The organism is Flavobacterium notoginsengisoli, assembly GCF_014207905.1.
Classification (GTDB): Bacteria; Bacteroidota; Bacteroidia; order Flavobacteriales; family Flavobacteriaceae; genus Flavobacterium; species Flavobacterium notoginsengisoli_A.
The window spans coordinates 627,216-647,802 of the sequence record NZ_JACHLB010000001.1 but is presented as its reverse complement, the minus strand read 5'-3'; the positions used below and the strand labels follow the sequence as shown (position 1 = coordinate 647,802).

Annotated in this window: 20 protein-coding genes; 17 read left to right on the top strand and 3 right to left on the bottom strand. The window is 32.5% G+C overall.

Going from position 1 to position 20,587, the window contains the following annotated elements; all coding sequences use genetic code 11:
* The first annotated feature begins 21 nt into the window (after positions 1-21).
* The 17 genes from HNP35_RS02750 (at position 22) to dusB (ending at position 18,191) form a co-directional block, all read left to right on the top strand.
* Entirely contained in the window at positions 22-639 is a 618-nt protein-coding gene (locus tag HNP35_RS02750; protein ID WP_184158674.1) for a 3-oxoacyl-ACP synthase, read from the top strand.
* Positions 640-641: 2 nt separating this feature from the next.
* Positions 642-899, top strand: a complete 258-nt coding sequence (locus HNP35_RS02745) for a phosphopantetheine-binding protein (protein WP_068841663.1) — start codon at positions 642-644, stop codon at positions 897-899.
* Positions 900-1,039: 140 nt separating this feature from the next.
* A complete protein-coding gene (locus tag HNP35_RS02740) occupies positions 1,040-2,239 on the top strand; it encodes a beta-ketoacyl-[acyl-carrier-protein] synthase family protein (RefSeq protein ID WP_184158676.1) in 1,200 nt (399 codons plus the stop codon).
* Positions 2,239-3,300 carry a beta-ketoacyl synthase N-terminal-like domain-containing protein gene (locus tag HNP35_RS02735; protein WP_184158678.1) on the top strand — a complete coding sequence of 354 codons (1,062 nt, stop codon included), beginning with the start codon at positions 2,239-2,241 and terminating at the stop codon, positions 3,298-3,300. The genes HNP35_RS02740 and HNP35_RS02735 overlap by 1 nt, the downstream gene beginning before the upstream one ends.
* Before the next feature lie 92 nt (positions 3,301-3,392).
* Positions 3,393-4,073: a polysaccharide deacetylase family protein gene (locus tag HNP35_RS02730; RefSeq protein WP_246453311.1), complete on the top strand. Its 681-nt coding sequence runs from the start codon at positions 3,393-3,395 to the stop codon at positions 4,071-4,073.
* Between the two features lie 119 nt (positions 4,074-4,192).
* Positions 4,193-4,819 (top strand): outer membrane lipoprotein carrier protein LolA, encoded by a 627-nt coding sequence (locus HNP35_RS02725; RefSeq protein WP_184158682.1) that lies wholly within the window; start codon positions 4,193-4,195, stop codon positions 4,817-4,819.
* Entirely contained in the window at positions 4,785-5,420 is a 636-nt protein-coding gene (locus tag HNP35_RS02720; RefSeq protein WP_184158684.1) for a hypothetical protein, read from the top strand. Before HNP35_RS02725 ends, HNP35_RS02720 begins: the two co-directional genes overlap by 35 nt.
* Positions 5,421-5,457: 37 nt before the next feature.
* Positions 5,458-6,051 (top strand): porin family protein, encoded by a 594-nt coding sequence (locus HNP35_RS02715; protein ID WP_184158686.1) that lies wholly within the window; start codon positions 5,458-5,460, stop codon positions 6,049-6,051.
* A gap of 3 nt (positions 6,052-6,054) precedes the next feature.
* On the top strand, positions 6,055-6,663 hold the full coding sequence (locus tag HNP35_RS02710; RefSeq protein WP_184158688.1) for an outer membrane beta-barrel protein: 609 nt from the start codon (positions 6,055-6,057) through the stop codon (positions 6,661-6,663).
* Positions 6,664-6,668: 5 nt separating this feature from the next.
* Positions 6,669-7,040: a 3-hydroxyacyl-ACP dehydratase gene (locus HNP35_RS02705; protein ID WP_184158690.1), complete on the top strand. Its 372-nt coding sequence runs from the start codon at positions 6,669-6,671 to the stop codon at positions 7,038-7,040.
* A 2-nt stretch (positions 7,041-7,042) separates the two neighbouring features.
* The gene (locus tag HNP35_RS02700; protein WP_184158692.1) at positions 7,043-7,528 is read left to right on the top strand and encodes a hypothetical protein; all 486 of its coding nucleotides are present in this window, start codon (positions 7,043-7,045) and stop codon (positions 7,526-7,528) included.
* Between the two features lie 21 nt (positions 7,529-7,549).
* A complete protein-coding gene (locus tag HNP35_RS02695) occupies positions 7,550-8,725 on the top strand; it encodes a DUF2062 domain-containing protein (protein ID WP_184158694.1) in 1,176 nt (391 codons plus the stop codon).
* Positions 8,726-8,903: 178 nt separating this feature from the next.
* On the top strand, positions 8,904-12,584 hold the full coding sequence (locus HNP35_RS02690; protein ID WP_184158696.1) for a 1-acyl-sn-glycerol-3-phosphate acyltransferase: 3,681 nt from the start codon (positions 8,904-8,906) through the stop codon (positions 12,582-12,584).
* Positions 12,584-14,101 (top strand): phytoene desaturase family protein, encoded by a 1,518-nt coding sequence (locus HNP35_RS02685; protein ID WP_184158698.1) that lies wholly within the window; start codon positions 12,584-12,586, stop codon positions 14,099-14,101. The genes HNP35_RS02690 and HNP35_RS02685 overlap by 1 nt, the downstream gene beginning before the upstream one ends.
* 7 nt (positions 14,102-14,108) lie before the next feature.
* Positions 14,109-15,773 carry a C45 family autoproteolytic acyltransferase/hydolase gene (locus HNP35_RS02680; protein ID WP_184158700.1) on the top strand — a complete coding sequence of 555 codons (1,665 nt, stop codon included), beginning with the start codon at positions 14,109-14,111 and terminating at the stop codon, positions 15,771-15,773.
* Positions 15,770-17,065, top strand: coding sequence for a phenylacetate--CoA ligase family protein (locus HNP35_RS02675; protein WP_184158702.1), 1,296 nt, complete (start codon positions 15,770-15,772; stop codon positions 17,063-17,065). The genes HNP35_RS02680 and HNP35_RS02675 overlap by 4 nt, the downstream gene beginning before the upstream one ends.
* Before the next feature lie 133 nt (positions 17,066-17,198).
* A complete protein-coding gene (gene dusB / locus HNP35_RS02670; RefSeq protein WP_184158704.1) occupies positions 17,199-18,191 on the top strand; it encodes a tRNA dihydrouridine synthase DusB in 993 nt (330 codons plus the stop codon).
* Positions 18,192-18,252: 61 nt separating this feature from the next.
* Here dusB and HNP35_RS02665 read toward each other — a convergent pair whose 3' ends face one another.
* From HNP35_RS02665 to HNP35_RS02655, 3 genes are all read right to left on the bottom strand, one after another.
* On the bottom strand, positions 18,253-18,477 hold the full coding sequence (locus tag HNP35_RS02665; protein WP_184158706.1) for a hypothetical protein: 225 nt from the start codon (positions 18,475-18,477) through the stop codon (positions 18,253-18,255).
* Positions 18,478-18,493: 16 nt separating this feature from the next.
* Positions 18,494-18,994, bottom strand: coding sequence for a DUF6934 family protein (locus tag HNP35_RS02660; protein WP_343069212.1), 501 nt, complete (start codon positions 18,992-18,994; stop codon positions 18,494-18,496).
* Positions 18,995-19,122: 128 nt separating this feature from the next.
* A complete protein-coding gene (locus HNP35_RS02655; RefSeq protein ID WP_184158710.1) occupies positions 19,123-20,550 on the bottom strand; it encodes an MATE family efflux transporter in 1,428 nt (475 codons plus the stop codon).
* Positions 20,551-20,587 lie beyond the last annotated feature (37 nt).

Here is a 20,587-nt window from a genome sequence, read left to right as displayed (position 1 = left end):
AGTTCTGATTGCTGAAAGAAAATGATTCAAAATAAAACTTACATACAAAATTATTGTACAATCGAAAACAACGAAATTGTTCTCAACGGAACTTCTGTTTTCAAAATCGAGCCAACAGATTTTGCAGATTTTGCCAAACAAGCATATCGTAGTTTTGAAATGCAGTATCCGAAGTTTTTCAAAATGGATGCTTTAAGCAAACTGGCTTTTTTAGGTTCAGAATTGCTTTTGAGTCCGATTACCTCAGCAACAGAAGAAAATAATATCGCTTTAGTTTTAGCCAATAAATCTTCAAGTTTAGATACCGATGTAAAATATCAGGAATCTATTTCAGATAAAGAAAACTATTTTCCGAGTCCAGCAATCTTTGTTTATACACTGCCAAATATTTGTTTGGGAGAGATAAGTATCCGTCATCAGCTAAAAAGTGAGAATTCTTTCTTTATATTTGAAACTTTTAACGCTGAATTTATGTCCAATTATTCTAACATCCTTCTGAATACGAATAAAGCAGATATAGTTTTATGCGGATGGGTAGAATTTTTTAATGACAATTATAAAGCTTTTCTTTGTACAATTAGTACACAAGAAAATACAGAATATACAAACGAAACTATCAATACATTATATAATAAATAATCATGGAAGCATTAAAAGAAGAATTAAAAAATAAAATCATAACTACTTTAAACCTAGAAGATATCGCAGTTGAAGATATTGCTGATAACGATCCTTTGTTTGGAGACGGTTTAGGTTTAGACTCGATTGATGCACTTGAATTGATCGTGATTTTAGATAAAGATTACGGAATTAAATTAGTAGATCCGAAAGAAGGAAAAACAATTTTCCAGTCAATCGAAACTATGGCAGCGTATATCAGCGCGAATAGAACTAAATAAATTTTAGATTTTAGACTTTAGATTTTAGATTCCAATTGGAAATCTAAAATCTAAAAAGGTTTAAAAATCCGTCAACTTTGTCAAAGTTTGAAACTTTGACAAAGTTCTAAGAATCTAAAATCAAAACTCTAAAATCTAAAATGGCAAAAGGTGTTGCAATAACGGGAATGGGAATTATCTCCGCAATCGGGAATTCGGTTGAGGAAAATTATATTTCTTTAATTGAAAATAAAATCGGTGTTTCTCGTATTCAAAATATTTCGACGGTTCATGCGGACATCATCAAAGTTGGCGAAATAAAAAAAACCAACGATGATCTTATTAGCGAATTGAAATTAAACGAGAATAATAATTTCTCTAGAACCGCTATGATTGGTACTTTGGCAGCAAAACAAGCTGTCGAAAATGCCGGCATAACCTCTATTAATGAATTTAGAACGGGACTTATTTCGGCTACAAGTGTGGGCGGAATGGATATGACGGAGAAACATTATTACGATTATTTCGAAAAACCAGAATTAGTAAAATACATCACTTGTCACGACGGCGGCGATGTTGCCGAAAAAATTGCTGAAGAATTAGGTTTAAAAGGAATGGTAACCACTATTTCTACAGCTTGTTCTTCTGCTGCAAATTCGATTATGTTGGGCGCAAGATTAATCAAAACGGGAAAATTGGATCGTGTAATTGTAGGCGGAGCAGATGCTTTGGCAAAATTTACCATTAACGGATTTAAAACCTTGATGATTTTATCTGATGATTACAACAAACCTTTCGATAATAATAGAAAAGGATTAAATCTTGGAGAAGCTGCAGCATTTTTAGTTTTAGAATCGGATGAAATTGTCGAAAAACAAAATAAAAAAGTCTTGGCAAGAGTTTCAGGTTACGGAAATGCGAACGATGCTTATCATCAAACTGCTTCTTCAGAAAACGGAGACGGTGCTTTTCTCGCAATGCAAAAAGCGTTTGAAATTTCAGGATTAAAACCTTCTCAAATTGATTATATCAACGTTCACGGAACCGCAACTCCAAACAACGATTTATCTGAAGGAAGAGCTTTACGAAGAATTTACGAAGACGAAAAAGTACCAGATTTTAGTTCTACAAAACCATTTACGGGACATACATTAGCGGCAGCAGCGGCAATTGAAGCCGTTTATAGCGTTTTGGCAATTCAGAACAATGTTGTTTATCCGAATTTGAATTTTGAAACACAAATGGAGGAATTCAATTTGACTCCGCAGACTACTTTAAAAAATAAAAACATCGAACACGTTTTATCTAATTCTTTCGGATTTGGAGGAAACTGTTCAACCCTTATATTTTCAAAAAGCTAATGAAAAAAACATATATAAATGGAGTAGGCTGTATTTCGACTCAAAAAACATTTGATACTGTTTTTTTGGAAGAAGCTGTTGTAAATCATGACGAAAATGTACTGTCGATTGTTCCGCCAGCCTACAAAGAATATATTTCGCCTGCTGCCAGCAGAAGAATGGCAAAAGGTGTAAAAAACGGAATTGTGGCTTCTGCTTTAGCGATGAAAGACGCAAACGTAGAAAGTGTTGATGCTATAATTACCGGAACTGGTTTGGGTTGTATAGAAGATTCTGAAAAATTCCTGAAAAGTATTTTAGATAATAAAGAAGAGTTTTTAACGCCGACTTCTTTTATTCAATCGACTCATAATACCGTTGGCGCGCAAATTGCACTTTTACAGCAATGTAAAGGCTACAATTTCACTTACGTGAATGGTGCAGTTTCTTTTGAATCGGCACTTTTGGATGCTAAAATGCAGATTGAAGAAGACGAAGCGAATTCAATTTTAGTGGGCGGTGTTGACGAAAACGGAGATTATACTACTTCGCTTTTTAAATTAAATGGTCGAATTAAAGCCGATAATACTGCTCCTTATGATGTTCTAAATTCTAAAACAAACGGTGCTGTTTACGGAGAAGGTGCCAGTTTTTTTGTTTTAGAAAATGAAAAAAAAGACAATACTTATGCTGAACTTTTAGATGTTAGTATTGTAAATACTTTGGAAGTAACCGAAGTGGAATCTGAAATTAAATCTTTTTTGAAATCTAATAATTTGGAAATTTCAGATATCGACGCTTTAGTTTTAGGTTTTGATGGAAACGCTAATTTTGAAAATTATTACAGCAATCTGACCGAAAATGCTTTCGCGAAAACTCCTGTTTTGTATTACAAACATTTGAGCGGTGAATACGATACGGCTTCGGCTTTTGCTTTTTGGATGGCTTCTAAAATTTTAAAAACACAGGAAATTCCCGAAATCGTAAAAGTAAATTCGGTTACAAAACCAACTTACAAAACCATTTTATTGTACAATCAATTAAGCGGAAAAAATCATAGTTTTACGTTACTGTCAAAATGATAACGCATAAAAACATATCATTGTTTTTTATTTTTTTATTGCTTCTTATAAATGTTCTAAACTTTTATTTGACAATAAATTTTCTGTGGTTTTTGGGAATAATTATAATATGGATTGGAATAAATGCTTTTGGCTCTTCCAGAATTTCATCCAATTATCATGTAAAAGCATTTTGTAATAATCCGTTAGAAAAAGAGAAAAAAATCGCTTTAACTTTTGATGACGGACCAAGCATTTATACGTTAGAAGTTTTAGAACTTTTGAAAAAACACAATGCCAAAGCAACTTTTTTCTGCATTGGAAAAAATATCGAAACGCATCCTGAAATTCTTCAAAAAGTGATTGAGGAAGGTCATTTAGTTGGAAATCACTCTTACAGTCACTCGAAATTTTTTGATTTTTATAATGCTGATAAAATAAAAGAGGAAATTCAGAAGACAGATACACTTCTGGAAAAATTCACTTCCAAAAAAATAAACTTCTTTCGTCCGCCTTATGGAGTTACAACACCATCGATTCGAAGAGCATTAGAAAAAACAAATCACAAAGTTATTGGCTGGAATATTCGTTCGCTTGACGGAGGAACAAAAAATCAAGAATTGATTTTAAACCGAATTACAAAACGGGTTTCTCCCGGCGGAATTGTACTTTTGCACGACACTGCTCCACATTCTGTTTTAGTACTGGAACAGTTTTTGCAATTTTTACAGCAAAATAATTATCAAGTCGTTTCGATCGAAGAACTTTTGAATCTTAAAGCTTATGTAGATTGAACGCGAATGAAACAGATTAGCTTTCGCAAAGACGCGGATAAAACGGATTTTATTAAATTAAAAATTCGCGAAAATTGGTGCAATTCGTGGCGAAAAAACAAAACACAATTTTAAAAATTATGAAAACTAAAATAGCTCTACTAATTCTTTTTATTTCAGGCAGTTTGTTTGCGCAAGAACAAAAAATGACCGCTTCAGAAATTGCTCAATTTAAAGAAGACGTAAATGTTGTAGCCAAAAAAATCAAAACTTTAACGACCGATTTTGTTCAGTACAAACATTTAGATTTTCTTTCGAAAGATATTGAAACGTCGGGAAAAATGATTTTTAAAGAACCTGCACTTTTACAATGGCAATACAAAAAACCATACAATTACAGCATTACTTTTAAAAACGGAAAAATCCTGATTAACGACGAAGGAAAGAAAAGTGCCGTTGATATTGGAAACAGCAAAATCTTTGCTCGCATCAATAAATTGATTGTGGGAAGCGTAAGCGGAAATATGTTTGACGATAAAGAATTTACGATTTCGTATTTCAAAGTAAAAGGTCAGAATCTGGCGAAATTTATTCCGAAAGATGCGACGCTGAAAAAATACATCAAACAAATTGAACTGACTTTTGACAAAGAAGAAGCAACTGTTGTTCAGGTAAAATTATTAGAATCTTCTGAAGATTATACTCGAATTGTACTTAAAAATAAAGTGATCAATGCAAAAATCGACGATTCAGTTTTTACTAATTAATTTCGTTTTAGCTCTTGTATTCGTTTCTTGCGGTTCGGTTACAAAAGACTATACGTCTAAAAAATTAGACAAAACTTCTTATACGGTTCCCTATTTCTCCGATTCAAAAACCGATTATGTTTATAAAACTAATATTAGTGTTTACGGAAATGAATTGTCGGGAATTTTCATTGCTAAAAAAATAAACGACACCACGCACCGAATTGTGTTTACAACCGAATTCGGAAATAAATTAATGGATTTTGAAATTTCTGAAAATGATTTTAAAGTCAATTCGATTGTTTCAGAATTAGATCGCAAAATATTGATTAATACTTTAAAAGAAGATTTTCGTTTACTTCTAAAAAAGGAATATGCGATTCAGGAGCAGTTTGAAAATGGAACTTCTGACATTTATAAATCGAAAGATGGCAAACGTGATAATTATATTTTTATCTCCAAAAAAGATCAAAAATTAGAAAAGATCGTTCATGCTTCTCAAACAAAAGAAAAATTTACACTGCTTTTCAAATCAGAAAACAATATTTTTGCTGAAAATATTCAGATAATTCATCAGAATATCAAATTGAAAATTGAGTTAAATTACTTTAAATCAGAATAGAAAATTAAACTAATCATAAACTTTAAAACCATTTAAAATGAGAAAATTTGCTGTAATTGCGTTTGTTTTGTTCTTTGGAATTCAATATTCTCAGGCGCAAGTAAGAGTTAGTCCAGGTCTTAGAGGCGGATTAAATATCTCAACCTTAACCAATATTGATGATAATAGCTCTAAAACTGATTTTTATATTGGTGGATTGGTAGATATTAGATTTAATAAATTTTTCTCGCTTCAACCAGAGATAAATTATTCAAGACAAGGTGATGAAGGAAGATATTTTGAAAACGGCCGTTATTATTCTGAAAAGTATGAGCTAAATTATATAACACTTGGAGCAGTTGCAAAGTTTAACTTTAACGGCGGTGGTTTTCATCTATTGGCTGGACCTTCTTTAGATTTAAAAGTTGATGATAATTACATCAATTCAAGACCTGAAGATTTTGACTTGGCAATTGTTGGAGGCGTTGGTTATACATTGCCGAATGGTTTGACATTTGAAGCAAGAATTAAACAAGGTTTAGTAGATATTTATGGTTATGATTATTATGATAACGACGGATATTACACTAATGATGCAATCTTAAATCAGGTTTTTCAGATTGGTATTAGCTATAGATTTAAAACAAAATAATGCATGAAAAAAAGAATTCTTTTCTTTATTGCTGTTTTTACAGTTTTAAATCTGCAAGCTCAAATAAGTGTTAAACCAGGTTTACGAGGTGGATTTAGTTTTTCGACCATTTCTGAAATGCATGCCGATTATAAAACCGATTTTTATGTAGGTGGATTTTCTGAAATTAAGATTACAAAAATTTATGCGCTTCAGCCAGAATTGAATTACACTAGACAAGGTTCTAATAATGTTGCCCGTAATTATTATGATGAAAGAACTCGAAGTGAACAAGTTGAATATCTGGATCTTGAAATAAATTATTTGTCGCTTTCTGTAATGAATAAATTTACTTTGCCTCAAGGAATTCAATTTCAGGCGGGACCAACATTAGATATTTTATTAAATGATAATCTTGCGGTTAGAAAAGCACAAAATGATCTTGGTTTGGTTTTAGGAGTTGCATATGCATTGCCTTCTGGTCTTACATTTGAAGCAAGATTTAAAAAAGGATTGCTTGATATTTTAAGCAGCGATTATTATCAAAACGATTCGAATAATTATTATTTATTTGGAGATTATAATACCAATATTAATTTTCAGTTAGGAATTTCCTATTCATTCGGAAAATAAAAAATATGATTTTAGAAGATTTTTACAAAGTCCTATCGGAGGAAAAAGTTTCCGATTCAAAATATAATGTTACCATTTTGGTTAATGAAAAACATGAAGTTTTTAAAGGTCATTTCCCTGGAAATCCAATTATGCCGGGAGTTTGCATGATTCAGATTATCAAAGAACTGACAGAAAAATTCACACAAGAATCTTTGTTAATTCAAACATTGACAAATGTCAAATTCATGGCGCTTATTAATCCTGAAGCTACGCCAGAATTACGCTTAGAATTAGACATAACATTGAGTGAAGATAATTTGGTAAAAGTGAAAAACACGACTTACTTTAATGATACCACTGCTCTAAAATTGAGTACGGTGTTCAAAAAAATATAATTATGAAAGCATTACTCACATTATTTTTATGGATTAGTTTTGCTGTGACGCCAGATTTGGCCTCAATACGCAAAATGTATTCTGATGTTGCAAAATCAGAAGCAAATGCCAAAGAGTTTACAGCAAAACTTGCTGCCGTTTCTAATAATGACGATAAGATTTTAGTGGCTTACAAAGCCGCTTCAATTTTAGTAGATTCTAAATTTGAAAAAAAATTAGGGGAAAAAATTGAGCGTTTTAAAGAAGGCGCAAAACTTCTTGAAGCAACAATAAAAAGTGATCCTAGTAATATTGAAATGCGAATGATTCGTCTAAGTGTTCAGGAAGATGTTCCTGCTATTACGGGCTACAAAAAAAATATAAAAGAAGATAAAAAGTTTATCACAACGTATTATGCAGGACAAGGTGCAACTTTAAAAGAGTACCTTAAAGATTTTGTTTTACAATCAAAAAGTTTCTCTGAAAAAGAGAAACAATTCGTGAAGTAAGCCCAGCCCAAAAGACACCTCATGAAATCACATCAGGAATTACTTAATTCAATCAGCTTTTGCGTTATTGTACCAACTTACAATAATCCTAAAACACTGAAAAAAGTACTGGATTCTATTTTAGATTTCACTCCAAATATTATTATTATTAATGACGGTTCGACAGATTCTACTCCTGAAATTTTAAAACAGTATTCGCAGCTCACACAGATTCATCATCCTAAAAATTTAGGAAAAGGACGTGCGCTGAGAAATGGTTTTAGAAAAGCTTTAGAATTGAATTTTGAATACGCCATTACAATCGATTCTGACGGACAGCATTTTGCTTCTGATATTCCTGTTTTCTTAGAAGAAATTCAAAATCAGCCTAATTCATTGTTGATTGGAAGCCGAAATATGACTCAGGAAAATGTTCCTAAAAAGAGTAGTTTCGGAAATAAGTTTTCTAATTTCTGGTTCAAATTCGAAACCGGAATAAAATTAGACGACACACAATCTGGATTTAGAATGTATCCGCTTCGATTATTGCCAAAACGATTTTACACCAATAAATTTGAGTTTGAAATTGAAGTAATTGTGCGTGCAGCATGGAAAGGAATTGTAGTTAAAAATATTCCAATTCAGGTTTTGTATGATCCTACGGAAAGAGTTTCACATTTTCGACCATTTCAGGATTTTACGCGAATTAGTATTTTAAATACGGTTTTGGTAACCAACGCATTACTGTACATTAAACCTAGAGATTTCTTTAGGAACGCAAAAAAAAAAGGATTTAAAAAATTCTTCCTTGAAGATATTTTAGAAAGTTCCGATTCTAATTTTAAAAAATCAGCGGCAATTGCGTTAGGTATTTTTATAGGACTTTCGCCTTTCTGGGGATTCCAAACGATATTGCTTTTTTCTTTAGCGGCTTTGTTCAGGCTTAATAAAGTCATTGCTTTTCTGACTTCTAACGTAAGTTTTCCGCCTTTTATTCCGTTTATAATTTTCGGTTCTTTAAAAATTGGAAGTTATTTTGTGTCTTCAGATGCACCGCTAATTTTAGACAGCTCGATGACGTTTGACGATATTCAAAAAAATGCAGCTCAATATATTGTGGGAAGTCTTATTTTAGCAACCGTTTCAGCACTATCAGTTGGTCTTGTAAGTTATTTGCTTTTGACGGCTTTTAGTTCTAAAAACAAAACGAATATTTAAGTTAAGTTTGCCACAGATTAAAAGGATTAAGATGATTTTTATATCCAATTTGTCAGGCTGAGCGAAGTCGAAGCCCACGTCCAATTGGAACGCCCTTCGACTTCGCTCAGGGTGACAAACTAAAGCTAATCTTTTATCCCGATAGCTATTGGGAGTGATAAAAAAAAATAAAATTACCATGCATCAGTACTTTTACGCCATTCATTTATTTGTAAACCGAAGAAAATCTCTTTCGGTTCTTTTGGCAGTTTTGATGCTTCTTGTTTTTGGATTTTTTGCTTCGAGATTAAAATTTGAAGAAGACATTACCAAACTTATCCCAACAAACGATAAGACCGATGTTACGGCAAAAGTTTTAAAACAACTGAATTTTGCCGATAAAACCACAGTTATTTTCAAACTCGAAAAAAATGGTTCTGCCGATGATTTAAAAGAAATGGCAACCGCTTTTTCAGACAGTGTTTCTAAATCCTGCAAACCTTACATAACAGGAATTCAAGGAAAAGTTGACGAAGAAAACATTCAAGAAACCATTGATTTTGTTTATAACAATCTGCCACTTTTTCTCGATGATAACGATTATAAAAACATCGAACAAAAACTGCAAAAAGACAGTATTGCAGCAACTGTTCAAGGAAATTACAAATCGATTATTTCTCCTTCAGGATTTATTACCAAAGATTTTATTCTTCAAGATCCGTTTGGAATTTCTTTTATTGCTTTAAAAAAATTACAGCAATTAAATATTGGTGACGATTTTACGCTAGAAAATGGTTTTGTAATGACGAAGGATAAAAAGAAATTACTACTTTTTATTACTTCGAATATTCCGTCAAGCGAAACAGAAAAAAATACCCTTTTTGCTGAAAAACTGAAATCGATTCAGGAAAATTTAAATCAGCAATTTAAAGGAAAAACTTCCATCAGTTATTTTGGTTCGGCTTTAATTGCTGTTGCGAATGCCAATCAGATTAAAGGCGATATTATTTTGACAACATCCATCGCGATGTTTACTTTAATGCTGATTTTAATTTTATTCTATCGCAAAGTTTTAATTCCGCTAATTATTTTTCTGCCGACAGTTTTTGGTGGTTTATTTGCGGTTGCATTTTTATATTTCGTTAGAGAACAAATCTCAGCCATTTCATTAGGAATTGGTTCTATTTTGTTGGGAATCACGATCGATTATTCCATTCATATTCTCACGCATTACAAACATAATAGCGACGTAAAAACATTGTACAAAGACATTACAATGCCGGTAATTATGAGCAGTTCTACAACTGCTGTTGCCTTTTTATGTCTGCTTTTTGTAAAATCAGACGCGTTGAATGATCTTGGAATTTTTGCTGCCGTAATCGTAATGGCTTCGGCAATTTTCTCTCTTTTAATTGTTCCTCACTTATACAAACCAAAAGAAAATCCAGCCGATCACAAAAAGAATGTGATCGATAAAATGGCTCATTTTTCTTTTCACAACAATAAAATCTTAATCGGACTTTGTGTTATTATTACCATCGTTTGCTGTTTCACTTATAATGATGTTGGTTTTAATAATGATTTATCACAACTGAATTTTATTCCGAAAGAAATTAAAGCTGCCGAAAAACAATTGGAAGAAAGTACGAGTTTAACTTCCAAAACCATTTATGTTGCTTCTTACGGAAAAACCATGGAAGAAGCTTTACAACATAACAGCAAACTTTTTGGAGATTTATCAAAAGAAAAACAACAGCATAAAATTCTGAATTTTAGTTCTGTTGGAGGCATTGTTCTTTCGCAGCAAGCGCAAATTGAAAAAATTGAAAAATGGAACTCATTTTGGACTTCGCAGAAAAAACAATTCGTAAAATCGGAATTGATTTCTGAAGGTTCAAAACTTGGCTTCAAACCTACAACTTACAATCTCTTTTTTGACCATTTAGATTTTGATTTCAAACCTGTTTCTTCAGCTGAATTTTTAAAAATTAAAGCGCTTCAATTACAAGAATTCATTACCGAAAAAAATGGTTTTTATACGGTTTCTACTTTAGTAAAAGTAGCGCCAGAGCAGCGAGATGCATTCGTAAAATCGACTTCAACACAAGAAAATGTAGTTGCAATCGATCGTCAGCAAATGAACGAAACGTTTTTCAGCACTTTAAAAACAGATTTTAACTCGCTTGTTAATTATTCGTTTGTTGCCGTAATTCTGATTCTTTTTTTCTTTTTCCGAAGAATCGAATTGGTTATCATAAGCTGTATTCCAATTGCATTAACGGGAATTGTAACCGCTGGAATTATGGGCATTTTTGGCATTCAGATGAATATTTTCAGTATGATTGTCTGCACGTTAATTTTTGGTCACGGAGTTGATTTTAGCATTTTCATGACAAGCGCTCTTCAAAAAGAATATACTAACGGAAAAAATGAAATTGCCATTTACAGAACCTCGATTATTCTAGCAGTAATTACAACTATTCTAGGAATTGGCGCGATGATTTTTGCCAAACATCCTGCTTTAACATCCATTTCATCGGTTTCATTAATTGGAGTTTTTGCTGCTTTGATAATCACTTTCATTTTTTATCCGATTCTCTTCAAAGTATTTCTTTCGAATAGACCGAAAAAAGGAAATCCGCCTTTTCAGTTACGCACATTTCTTCACGGAGTAATTTCTTTTGCTTATTACGGTTTGGGTGGAATTGTAATGTCGATTTTCAGTTTTACCATTATGCCAATTTTGCCGTTTAGCAAAAAAGCAAAAATGAAAGCTTTCCGATATGTGATTTCAAAATTTATGAAATCGGTATTGTATTCGAATCCGTTTATTCGCAAAAAAGTCGTTAATAATTTCAATGAAACTTTCGAAAAACCAGCCGTAATTATTGCCAATCATTCTTCTTTTTTAGATACCCTTTCGATCGGAATGCTGAGTCCGAAAATCATATTTCTTGTAAATGATTGGGTGTATAATTCTCCGATTTTTGGCGGTGTAGTTAGAAAAGCAGGTTTTTATCCCGTTTCTGAAGGTCTTGAAAATGGGGTTGAACATTTACGCAAAAAAATAAACGAAGGCTATTCTTTAATGGTTTTTCCAGAAGGGACACGTTCTGAAAACAATGTGGTAAAAAGATTTCATAAAGGTGCGTTTTTCCTTGCCGAAGAATTTAACTTAGACATTATTCCTGTTGTCATTCACGGCGCTTCAGAATTAATTCCGAAAGGCGATTTTGTCATTCATCACGGAAAATTAACGGTTACAATTTTAGAAAGAATAACTCCTGAAAATCTTTCATTTGGAAATAATTATGCCGAAAGAACAAAATCGATAAGTTCTTATTTTAAAACCGAACATCATAAAATCCGCGAACAGCTTGAAGGTCCAGATTATTTCAAAACCATGCTGATTAACAGTTACGATTACAAAGAAATTGAAGTTGGAAACAGCGTGAAAAAAGATTTAAAACAAAATCTTGAAACGTATTATAACCTAAATAAACATATTCAGCCAAAAGCAAAAGTCCTTCATTTAGGAAATGATTTTGGGCAACTTGATGTTTTATTGGCTTTACAAGAACCACAACGAAAAATATATTCTTTCTTAAATGATGAAGAAAAATTGTTGGTAGCCAAAACGAATTATATTGTTTCAAAAAGAAAAATAGTTTATTTGGATCAATTGGAATTGGCACTTGAAAATCATTATGATGTTCTTTTGATTTCTGACGAAAGTTATAAAGGTGATATTGAAAAAGTAATTCAAGTCGCTTCTTTAATCATTTTAGTAAATTGTGCAGATTTAAAAAGTCAATTTTCAGATTTAGATTTTGAAATGGTTTCTGAAGAAAATGCATTAGTTATTTTAAAGAAAAAATAATGAAAAACGAGTACGATGTAGTCATTATCGGCAGCGGTCTGGGCGGATTGGTTTCTGCCGTTATTCTGGCAAAAGAAGGCTACAGCGTTTGTGTACTCGAAAAAAACAATCAATACGGCGGAAATCTCCAGACTTTTGTTCGCGATAAAACCATTTTTGATACCGGAATTCATTATATCGGAGGTTTGGGCGAAGGTCAAAATCTGCATCAATATTTCAAATATATTGGAATAATGGATCATTTAAATCTAAAGAAATTAGACGAAAATGGTTTTGATATTATTTCTTTTGATGACGATAAAATAGAATATCCGCATGCGCAGGGTTTTGAAAATTTCGTTGAAAAACTGACCCATTTTTTTCCTGAAGAAAAAGAAAATCTGGAAAAATATTGTCAAAAAATAAAAGAGGTTTGCAAAGCTTTTCCCCTTTATAATCTGGAATCTCAAGGCAGATATGATGATCAAGTTTTAACGCTTAACGCGAAAGAAACAATCGATTCTTTTACTGAAAATGAAAAGCTAAAAGCTGTTCTTTCGGGTTCTAATTTTCTGTACGCCGGAATTGCCGAAAAATCGCCTTTTTATGTTCATGCCTTAATTGTCAACTCTTATATAGAAAGTTCGTGGCGTTGCATCAATGGCGGAAGTCAGATTACCAAACAGCTTCTGAAACAGCTTAAAAAATACGGCGGAGAATTTTTCAAACATAAAGAAGTTACCAAAATCGAAGTTGAAAATCATAAAGTGAATTCGGTAAAAATGAAAGACGGAACAGAAGTTTCTGGAACTTATTTCATTTCTAATATCGAGCCCAAAACCACTTTGAAACTTGCTGGTCAAGAAAACTTTAGAAAACCATTTTTCAGCAGAATCCAAAATCTCGAAAGCGTACTTTCTGCATTTAGTTTGTATATCGTTTTTAAACCAAAAACCTTCAAATACATCAATCATAATTATTATCATTTTAAAAGCTCAAATGATGTTTGGAGTTCTTATGAATACGACGAGAATTCTTGGCCAAAAACGTTTATGGCATCTATGAGTCCATCAAAAAAAGAGGAAGAATGGGCAGACGGAATGACGTTTTTGACTTATATGAAATATGAAGAAGTTAAAGATTGGGAAAATACATTTAATACCACTTTTGACGAAAATGACCGTGGCGAAAGTTATGAGGGTTTCAAAAACAGAAAAGCTGCTAAATTTTTAGAAGAAGTAGAAAAAAAATTCCTTGGAATAAAAGATTGCATCAAATCTATTCATACTTCTACTCCACTTTCTTACCGAGATTACATTGGCGGCGACGGCGGAAATATGTATGGATATGTTAAAGATTCTAATAATCCGATGAAAACTTTAATTCCGTCTAAAACTAAGATAGAAAATCTTTATCTTACAGGCCAAAGTATTAACATGCATGGTGTTTTGGGTGTTACGGTTGGAGCTGTTGTAACCTGCTCTGAAATTGTAGGAAAAGAATATCTGCTGGAAAAAATTAAAAAGGCATCTGAATAGTTTAATTATGAAAAACCGAATTCTATATTTCTTTTTTATCGGTTTTTTAAGCTTGCTGACTTCCTGCGGTACTTCAAAATCAAAACATCATAAACCAGATCTTACTGCTTTCAATAATTCAAAACCTCTCGTAGAAAAGTTGTCTGACAGTGTTTTCACATCTGGAAAAAATTCTCTTTTAAAAAATAAACAAGGTCTTTGGGAACTTTATGTAGAAGGCGATCCTCTTGAAATTGGTTTGACAACTGGCGCTTTAACCGATTCGCTTTTACAAAAACAACAGCGTATTTTTTTCTCTAAAATAACTGATTTTGTTCCTTCCAAATTTCAGCAAAAAATACTTCGCCAGTTCTTAAAATGGTTCAATCGTAAATTATATTTGAATGTTCCCAACGAATATCAAACCGAAATTTACGGCGTTTCTCAATATACTTCAAACGAGTTTGACAATATCGCACCGCAATATCAGCGTAGTTTATATCTTCATGCAGCACACGATATTGGTCATGCTTTGCAAGATTTGGCTTTAGTTGGCTGTTCTTCTTTTGCGGCTTGGAACGAAAAATCGGAGGATGGAAATTTAATTCTGGCTCGTAATTTTGATTTTTATGTAAATGACGCTTTCGCGGAAAATAAAATTATTGCCTTTATAAAACCAAAAGAAGGACATCCGTTTATGATGGTAACTTGGCCAGGAATGATCGGAGCCGTTTCTGGAATGAATCTCGAAGGTTTGACTGTAACGATAAATGCTTCCAAATCTAAAATTCCGCTTAGCGCGAAAACTCCGATTTCAATCTTAACTCGTGAAATTTTACAACACGCCAAAAATTTAGACGAGGCAATTGCCATCGCAAAAAAAAGAAAAGTATTTGTTTCTGAATCGATTATGGTTGGAAGCGCCAACGACAACAAAGCCATTTTGATAGAAGTTTCACCGAATAAAATGGATGTTTATGATGTTCCGAACAGTGATCAATTAATTTGTTCGAATCATTTTCAAGGAGAAGCTTTTGCAGCAGACAAACGAAATTTGGAGCAAATTGCCAATAGTCATTCTGAATATCGTTATGAAAGAATGCAGGAACTTTTGTCTGAAAACCCAAAAGTGAATCCTAAAATTGCTTCGGAAATTCTTAGAAATAAAGAAGGTTTAAAAAATATTTCTTTAGGATTTGGAAATGAAAAAGCTTTGAATCAATTAATGGCGCATCACGGAATTATCTTTAAACCGAAAGAAAAATTGGTTTGGGTTTCTGCAAATCCTTATCAATTAGGCGAATTTATTTGTTATGATTTGGATTTAATTTTTGGAGAAAATGAAAATAAAACTAAATCTTTTCAAAAAGAAAATCTGAATATCGCGAAAGATCCTTTCTTGGAATCTGCTGCATTTCAGAATTATAAAAAATTTAAAATCGAAGATCACAAAATAGATTCACTTCTTGAGAAGAAAGAAACGATTTCTTCTGAATTTATTCAAAATTATCAATCATTAAACCCAGATTATTGGGTTGTATATTATAAGACAGGATTGTACTTTTACCAAAAAAAGGAATTTCTTCAGGCAAAGCTTAATTTTGAAAAAGCTTTAAACCTTGAAATTACTACAGTTCCTGAAAAAGAAGAAATTGAAAAATATTTAAAAAAAGTCAAAAGAAAATTACAATGATTCCAGCAATAGAAAAAGATTCTTTAGAAGAAATTAAAATTTTTCAAGAAAAAAAACTCGTTGAACTTTTAGAATATATCAGCGAAAATTCTCCTTTTTATAAAAGACTTTTTGCGGGACAAAACATTGATATTTCTAAAGTGAAAACACTGGAAGATTTACAGCATTTACCAGTTACAACCAAGGAAGATTTACAGCAATATAATGATGATTTTTTGTGTGTTCCGCAGCATCAAATTATCGATTACGCATCAACTTCTGGAACTTTGGGAGATCCTGTAACTTTTGGTTTAACCGATTCTGACTTAGATCGTTTGGCTTATAATGAAGCGATTTCTTTTGCCTGTGCCGGAATTGCAGAAGGCGATGTTGTTCAATTAATGACCACAATCGACAGAAAATTTATGGCTGGTCTGGCTTATTTTCTGGGTCTAAGAAAATTGAAAGTTGGCGTTATTCGTGTTGGTGCCGGAATTCCAGAAATGCAATGGGATTCGATTTTAAAATACAATCCGAGTTATTTAATTACAGTTCCTTCTTTCCTCTTGAAATTAATCGAATACGCCGAAATGCACGGAATTGATTATAATAACTCGAGCATAAAAGGCGCAATCTGTATTGGAGAATCTTTGAGAGAACAGGATTTTTCAATGAATATTTTATCTAAAAAAATTACAGATAAATGGAATATCAAGTTGTTTTCTACTTATGCTTCTACAGAAATGAGCACCGCTTTTACTGAATGTGAACACGGAAAAGGCGGACACCATCATCCGGAATTGATTATTGTTGAAGTTTTAGATGACAACAATATTCCTGTAAAAAATGGTGAAATCGGCGAATTGACATTTACTACTTTAGGAATTGAAGCGATGCCTTTATTACGATTTAAAACTGGAGATATTGTACAGCTACATAACGAGCCTTGCGCTTGCGGAAGAAATACTTTGCGAGTTGGACCTGTTGTTGGACGCAAAAAACAAATGATTAAATATAAAGGAACAACGCTTTATCCGCCAGCGATGAACGATGTTTTAAGCAGTTTTGATAATATCGAAAATCATTTAATTGAAATCTCTACAAACGATTTAGGTACAGATGAAATCCTGATTAAAATTGCTGTAAAAAACCAAACCCCAGAATTTTTACAAGAAATAAAAGACCATTTTAGAGCCAAATTAAGAGTAACTCCAAAAATTGAATTTGCTTCAAAAGAAGTTTTAAATCCGTTGGTTTTTAATCCAATGAGCAGAAAACCAATTCGATTTTTTGATTATAGAACTTCGTTCTAAGTTGCTAAGATACTGAGATTCTAAGGTTCTAAGTTTTTATTCTAAAAAGAAAAAACTCAGAACCTTAGCAACTTAGAAACTTAGAATCTTTCAAATTAAACTAAATGTTGTAATTTTGCAAAAAATTATGAAGATGGTCAAGATTGGCAACATAGAATTACCCGAATTTCCTTTATTACTCGCACCGATGGAAGATGTTAGTGATCCGCCGTTTCGCAGATTATGCAAAACGCATGGCGCTGACATGATGTATTCTGAATTTATTTCGTCGGAAGGATTGATTCGTGATGCTATTAAAAGTAGAATGAAGCTGGATATTTTTGATTATGAACGTCCTGTCGGCATTCAGATTTTTGGTGGTGATGAAGAAGCGATGGAAATGTCGTCTAAAATTGTTTCTACCGTAAAACCAGATTTAGTTGACATTAATTTTGGGTGTCCAGTAAAAAAAGTAGTTTGCCGTGGTGCTGGAGCTGGAGTTTTAAAAGATGTCGATTTGATGGTTCGTTTAACTAAAGCTGTTATCAAAGGAACTGATTTGCCTGTTACAGTAAAAACTCGTTTGGGATGGGATGAAAATTCCATTAATATTGATGAAGTTGCAGAAAGACTTCAAGATATTGGTGTTCAAGCTCTTACTATTCACGCAAGAACTCGTGCTCAAATGTACAAAGGCCATTCTGACTGGTCGCATATTGCACGTGTAAAAAACAACCCAAGAATTACAATGCCTATTTTCGGAAATGGCGATATTGACAGTCCGGAAAAAGCATTAAAATATAAAAACGAATATGGAATTGACGGAATCATGATTGGCCGCGCTGCTATTGGTTATCCGTGGATTTTTAATGAAATCAAACATTTCTTTAAAACAGGGGAACACTTACCTGCTCCAACGGTTATAGATCGTGTTGAAGCTGCCAGAAATCATTTGCAATGGTCAATGGATTGGAAAGGTGAACGTTTGGGAATTGTAGAAATGCGTCGTCATTATACAAACTATTTCAAAGGAATTCATTCGTTTAAAGAATTCAAACAAAAACTAGTTACCACAGATGCTCCTGAAGATTTATTTTCAATTATGAAAGAAATTGAACAGGTTTATGCGGGATATGAGTTTGTTTAAAAAGTAAAAGAAGAGCCTTCAATTTTTGAAGGCTCTTCTTTTAATGTATTTTCATCTAAAATTATTCTATAATATTTTTTGTAGAATTTCTTTTAGCAAGCTCAATTACTGATTTTAGTTCAGAAAAAAATAATTCCGCTTCTTTTTTATTTCGAATTGATTTAGTCAAGTTGTCACTGTAATTTAATTCTGTAACAACTCTATGATCAACAATATTTTTCTCAGAAGCAGAAGCTAGAGCAATTTCCTGAATTTTATTGATTTTATTTTGAATAGAATCTTTCATACAGCAAATTTAAAAATTATTGATTTAAATTAAACATATAATATCTATAAAGATCATTCGTCTTTCTTTGAAAATCAAAAGATTCAGGTTTAGGTTTAAAGAACGCCGATCCATTATTATCTAGTTCTATTGTACCATTTCGTAGTAATCTCACGTACCAATCTACTCCGATAATCACTAAAAAATCTTTTAAATCTTTATAATTGTATCTAAACATTCGATGATATAAATTGGCTCGTAAATCATCTGAACCATCAATGCCAATTGAAGCATACGGATTCTTTTTTAAAAAAGTTATCGAAAACAAAATAATAGTTGAAAAAACTTTATTACTGTCTTTATGTTTAAGATTAATCGAATCATCTATTTTTCCATCTAGATTAAATGGTCCAAAAGCTAAATTATAAACATTTGGTAATAATGAGTCTGCTATGTTTGTAAACTTAACTTTAAGTTGAATTTTTTTATTATTCCTAAGTTGCGACTCGAAAATATATTGATCTAAATTAGAACTCACATATGTGGCTTCAAAAGTATCTTCTAAATTAATTTTAATCATAAAAGCATTTAATTCATAATGCTAAAATAATATAAATTTCTTACAAAAAATTAAAAGCTTTAAAATTTGAGAGTTTTTATTTATAATTACACTTGAACTCGCTTCCACTTTCCTCTCTTATAGAAAACAATTCCAGCAAGCGTAATCGCAGTTTCTGCAACAGGAATAGCAATAAAAACTCCTGTTGGTCCCATGTTGAAATGCTTGGCAAGAACAAAAGCCAGCGGAATTTGGAACAACCAAAACCCGAAAAAGTTAATTCCCGTTGGCGTCCAGGTATCTCCTGCTCCATTAAATGTATTGATTAAAACCATTCCGATTCCGTAGAAAATAAAACCGATGCTCATAATTTGTAAAGCCTCGATTGCAACGGTTTTTACCATTTCATCATTCGTAAAAAATGAAATAATATATTTTCCGAAAACTAATGTTATAATCATAATTGAAGCCATGAAAATTACATTATATCTTGCTGTAGTGTAAACCGATTTTTCGGCGCGTTCGATTTGTTTCGCACCTAAATTTTGCCCAACCAAAGTGGCAGCGGCGTTACTTAATCCCCACGCTGGAAGTATGAAAAACATCATAATTCTAAGTGCAGTTTGATAACCAGCAGAACCATGATCACCTCCCGTTGTTGCGACTAATTGCGCTAGAAAAATCCAACTGCAAGAAGCAATTACGAATTGTAAAATTCCTGGAGCTGCAATTTTAACCAACGCTTTTATTTGAGTAAAATCTGGAGCAAAATATGGAATCTTGATTTTCAAAATTCCACTTCCGAAAAACAAATGATAGACTTGATATAGAACTCCAATGCTTCTTCCGATGGTTGTAGCCAAAGCTGCTCCAATTAATCCAAAAGCTGGAACTGGTCCAAAACCATTAATTAAAATTGGGCATAAAATGATATTACAAATATTGGCAATCCATAAACTTTTCATGGCAATTGCCGCATTTCCTGCTCCGCGAAAAATTCCGTTTATTAAGAATAAAAGCATGATACACAAACTTGAACCAATCATAATTTGTGTAAATCGGAAACCATGTTCTGCTGATTCTACTGAAGAACCCATCAGAATCAAAATATCTTTCGCGTAAATAATTCCGAAAATGCTCAATAAACTGTTAACTGCAAATGCTACAATTATCGACTGCATTCCCGCTTTTGCGGCAGCAATAGGGTCTTTTTCGCCAATGCGTCTTGCTACAACTGCTGTTGCTGCCATACTCATTCCGATAGCTAAAGAATAAATTACTGTCAATACAGATTCTGTTAAACCAACGGTTTGAATAGCAAAACTACTATGTTCTAAATGTCCAACGAAATACAAATCGACTAAGGCAAAAACCGATTCCATCATCATTTCCAAAACCATCGGAATGGCTAATAGAATTACGGCTTTCTTTATACTTCCTGAAGTATAATCAAATGATTCGTCGCCTTTTAAAGCTTGTTTTAAAGTGGTAAAAATTTTGGAAATAAAACCTTCCTTTATAGATGTTTCTGTCATGATATTTTAGGATAAATGATAAAATTGGTTCAGATGT

Bases quoted from the DNA above. Each gene is read 5' to 3' on its own strand.
- HNP35_RS02750 (WP_184158674.1), top strand. From the start codon at position 22: ATGATTCAAAATAAAACTTACATACAAAATTATTGTACAATCGAAAAC.
- HNP35_RS02745 (WP_068841663.1), top strand. From the start codon at position 642: ATGGAAGCATTAAAAGAAGAATTAAAAAATAAAATCATAACTACTTTA.
- HNP35_RS02740 (WP_184158676.1), top strand. From the start codon at position 1,040: ATGGCAAAAGGTGTTGCAATAACGGGAATGGGAATTATCTCCGCAATC.
- HNP35_RS02735 (WP_184158678.1), top strand. From the start codon at position 2,239: ATGAAAAAAACATATATAAATGGAGTAGGCTGTATTTCGACTCAAAAA.
- HNP35_RS02725 (WP_184158682.1), top strand. From the start codon at position 4,193: ATGAAAACTAAAATAGCTCTACTAATTCTTTTTATTTCAGGCAGTTTG.
- HNP35_RS02720 (WP_184158684.1), top strand. From the start codon at position 4,785: ATGCAAAAATCGACGATTCAGTTTTTACTAATTAATTTCGTTTTAGCT.
- HNP35_RS02715 (WP_184158686.1), top strand. From the start codon at position 5,458: ATGAGAAAATTTGCTGTAATTGCGTTTGTTTTGTTCTTTGGAATTCAA.
- HNP35_RS02710 (WP_184158688.1), top strand. From the start codon at position 6,055: ATGAAAAAAAGAATTCTTTTCTTTATTGCTGTTTTTACAGTTTTAAAT.
- HNP35_RS02705 (WP_184158690.1), top strand. From the start codon at position 6,669: ATGATTTTAGAAGATTTTTACAAAGTCCTATCGGAGGAAAAAGTTTCC.
- HNP35_RS02700 (WP_184158692.1), top strand. From the start codon at position 7,043: ATGAAAGCATTACTCACATTATTTTTATGGATTAGTTTTGCTGTGACG.
- HNP35_RS02695 (WP_184158694.1), top strand. From the start codon at position 7,550: ATGAAATCACATCAGGAATTACTTAATTCAATCAGCTTTTGCGTTATT.
- HNP35_RS02690 (WP_184158696.1), top strand. From the start codon at position 8,904: ATGCATCAGTACTTTTACGCCATTCATTTATTTGTAAACCGAAGAAAA.
- HNP35_RS02685 (WP_184158698.1), top strand. From the start codon at position 12,584: ATGAAAAACGAGTACGATGTAGTCATTATCGGCAGCGGTCTGGGCGGA.
- HNP35_RS02680 (WP_184158700.1), top strand. From the start codon at position 14,109: ATGAAAAACCGAATTCTATATTTCTTTTTTATCGGTTTTTTAAGCTTG.
- HNP35_RS02675 (WP_184158702.1), top strand. From the start codon at position 15,770: ATGATTCCAGCAATAGAAAAAGATTCTTTAGAAGAAATTAAAATTTTT.
- dusB (WP_184158704.1), top strand. From the start codon at position 17,199: ATGGTCAAGATTGGCAACATAGAATTACCCGAATTTCCTTTATTACTC.
- HNP35_RS02665 (WP_184158706.1), bottom strand. From the start codon at position 18,477: ATGAAAGATTCTATTCAAAATAAAATCAATAAAATTCAGGAAATTGCT.
- HNP35_RS02655 (WP_184158710.1), bottom strand. From the start codon at position 20,550: ATGACAGAAACATCTATAAAGGAAGGTTTTATTTCCAAAATTTTTACC.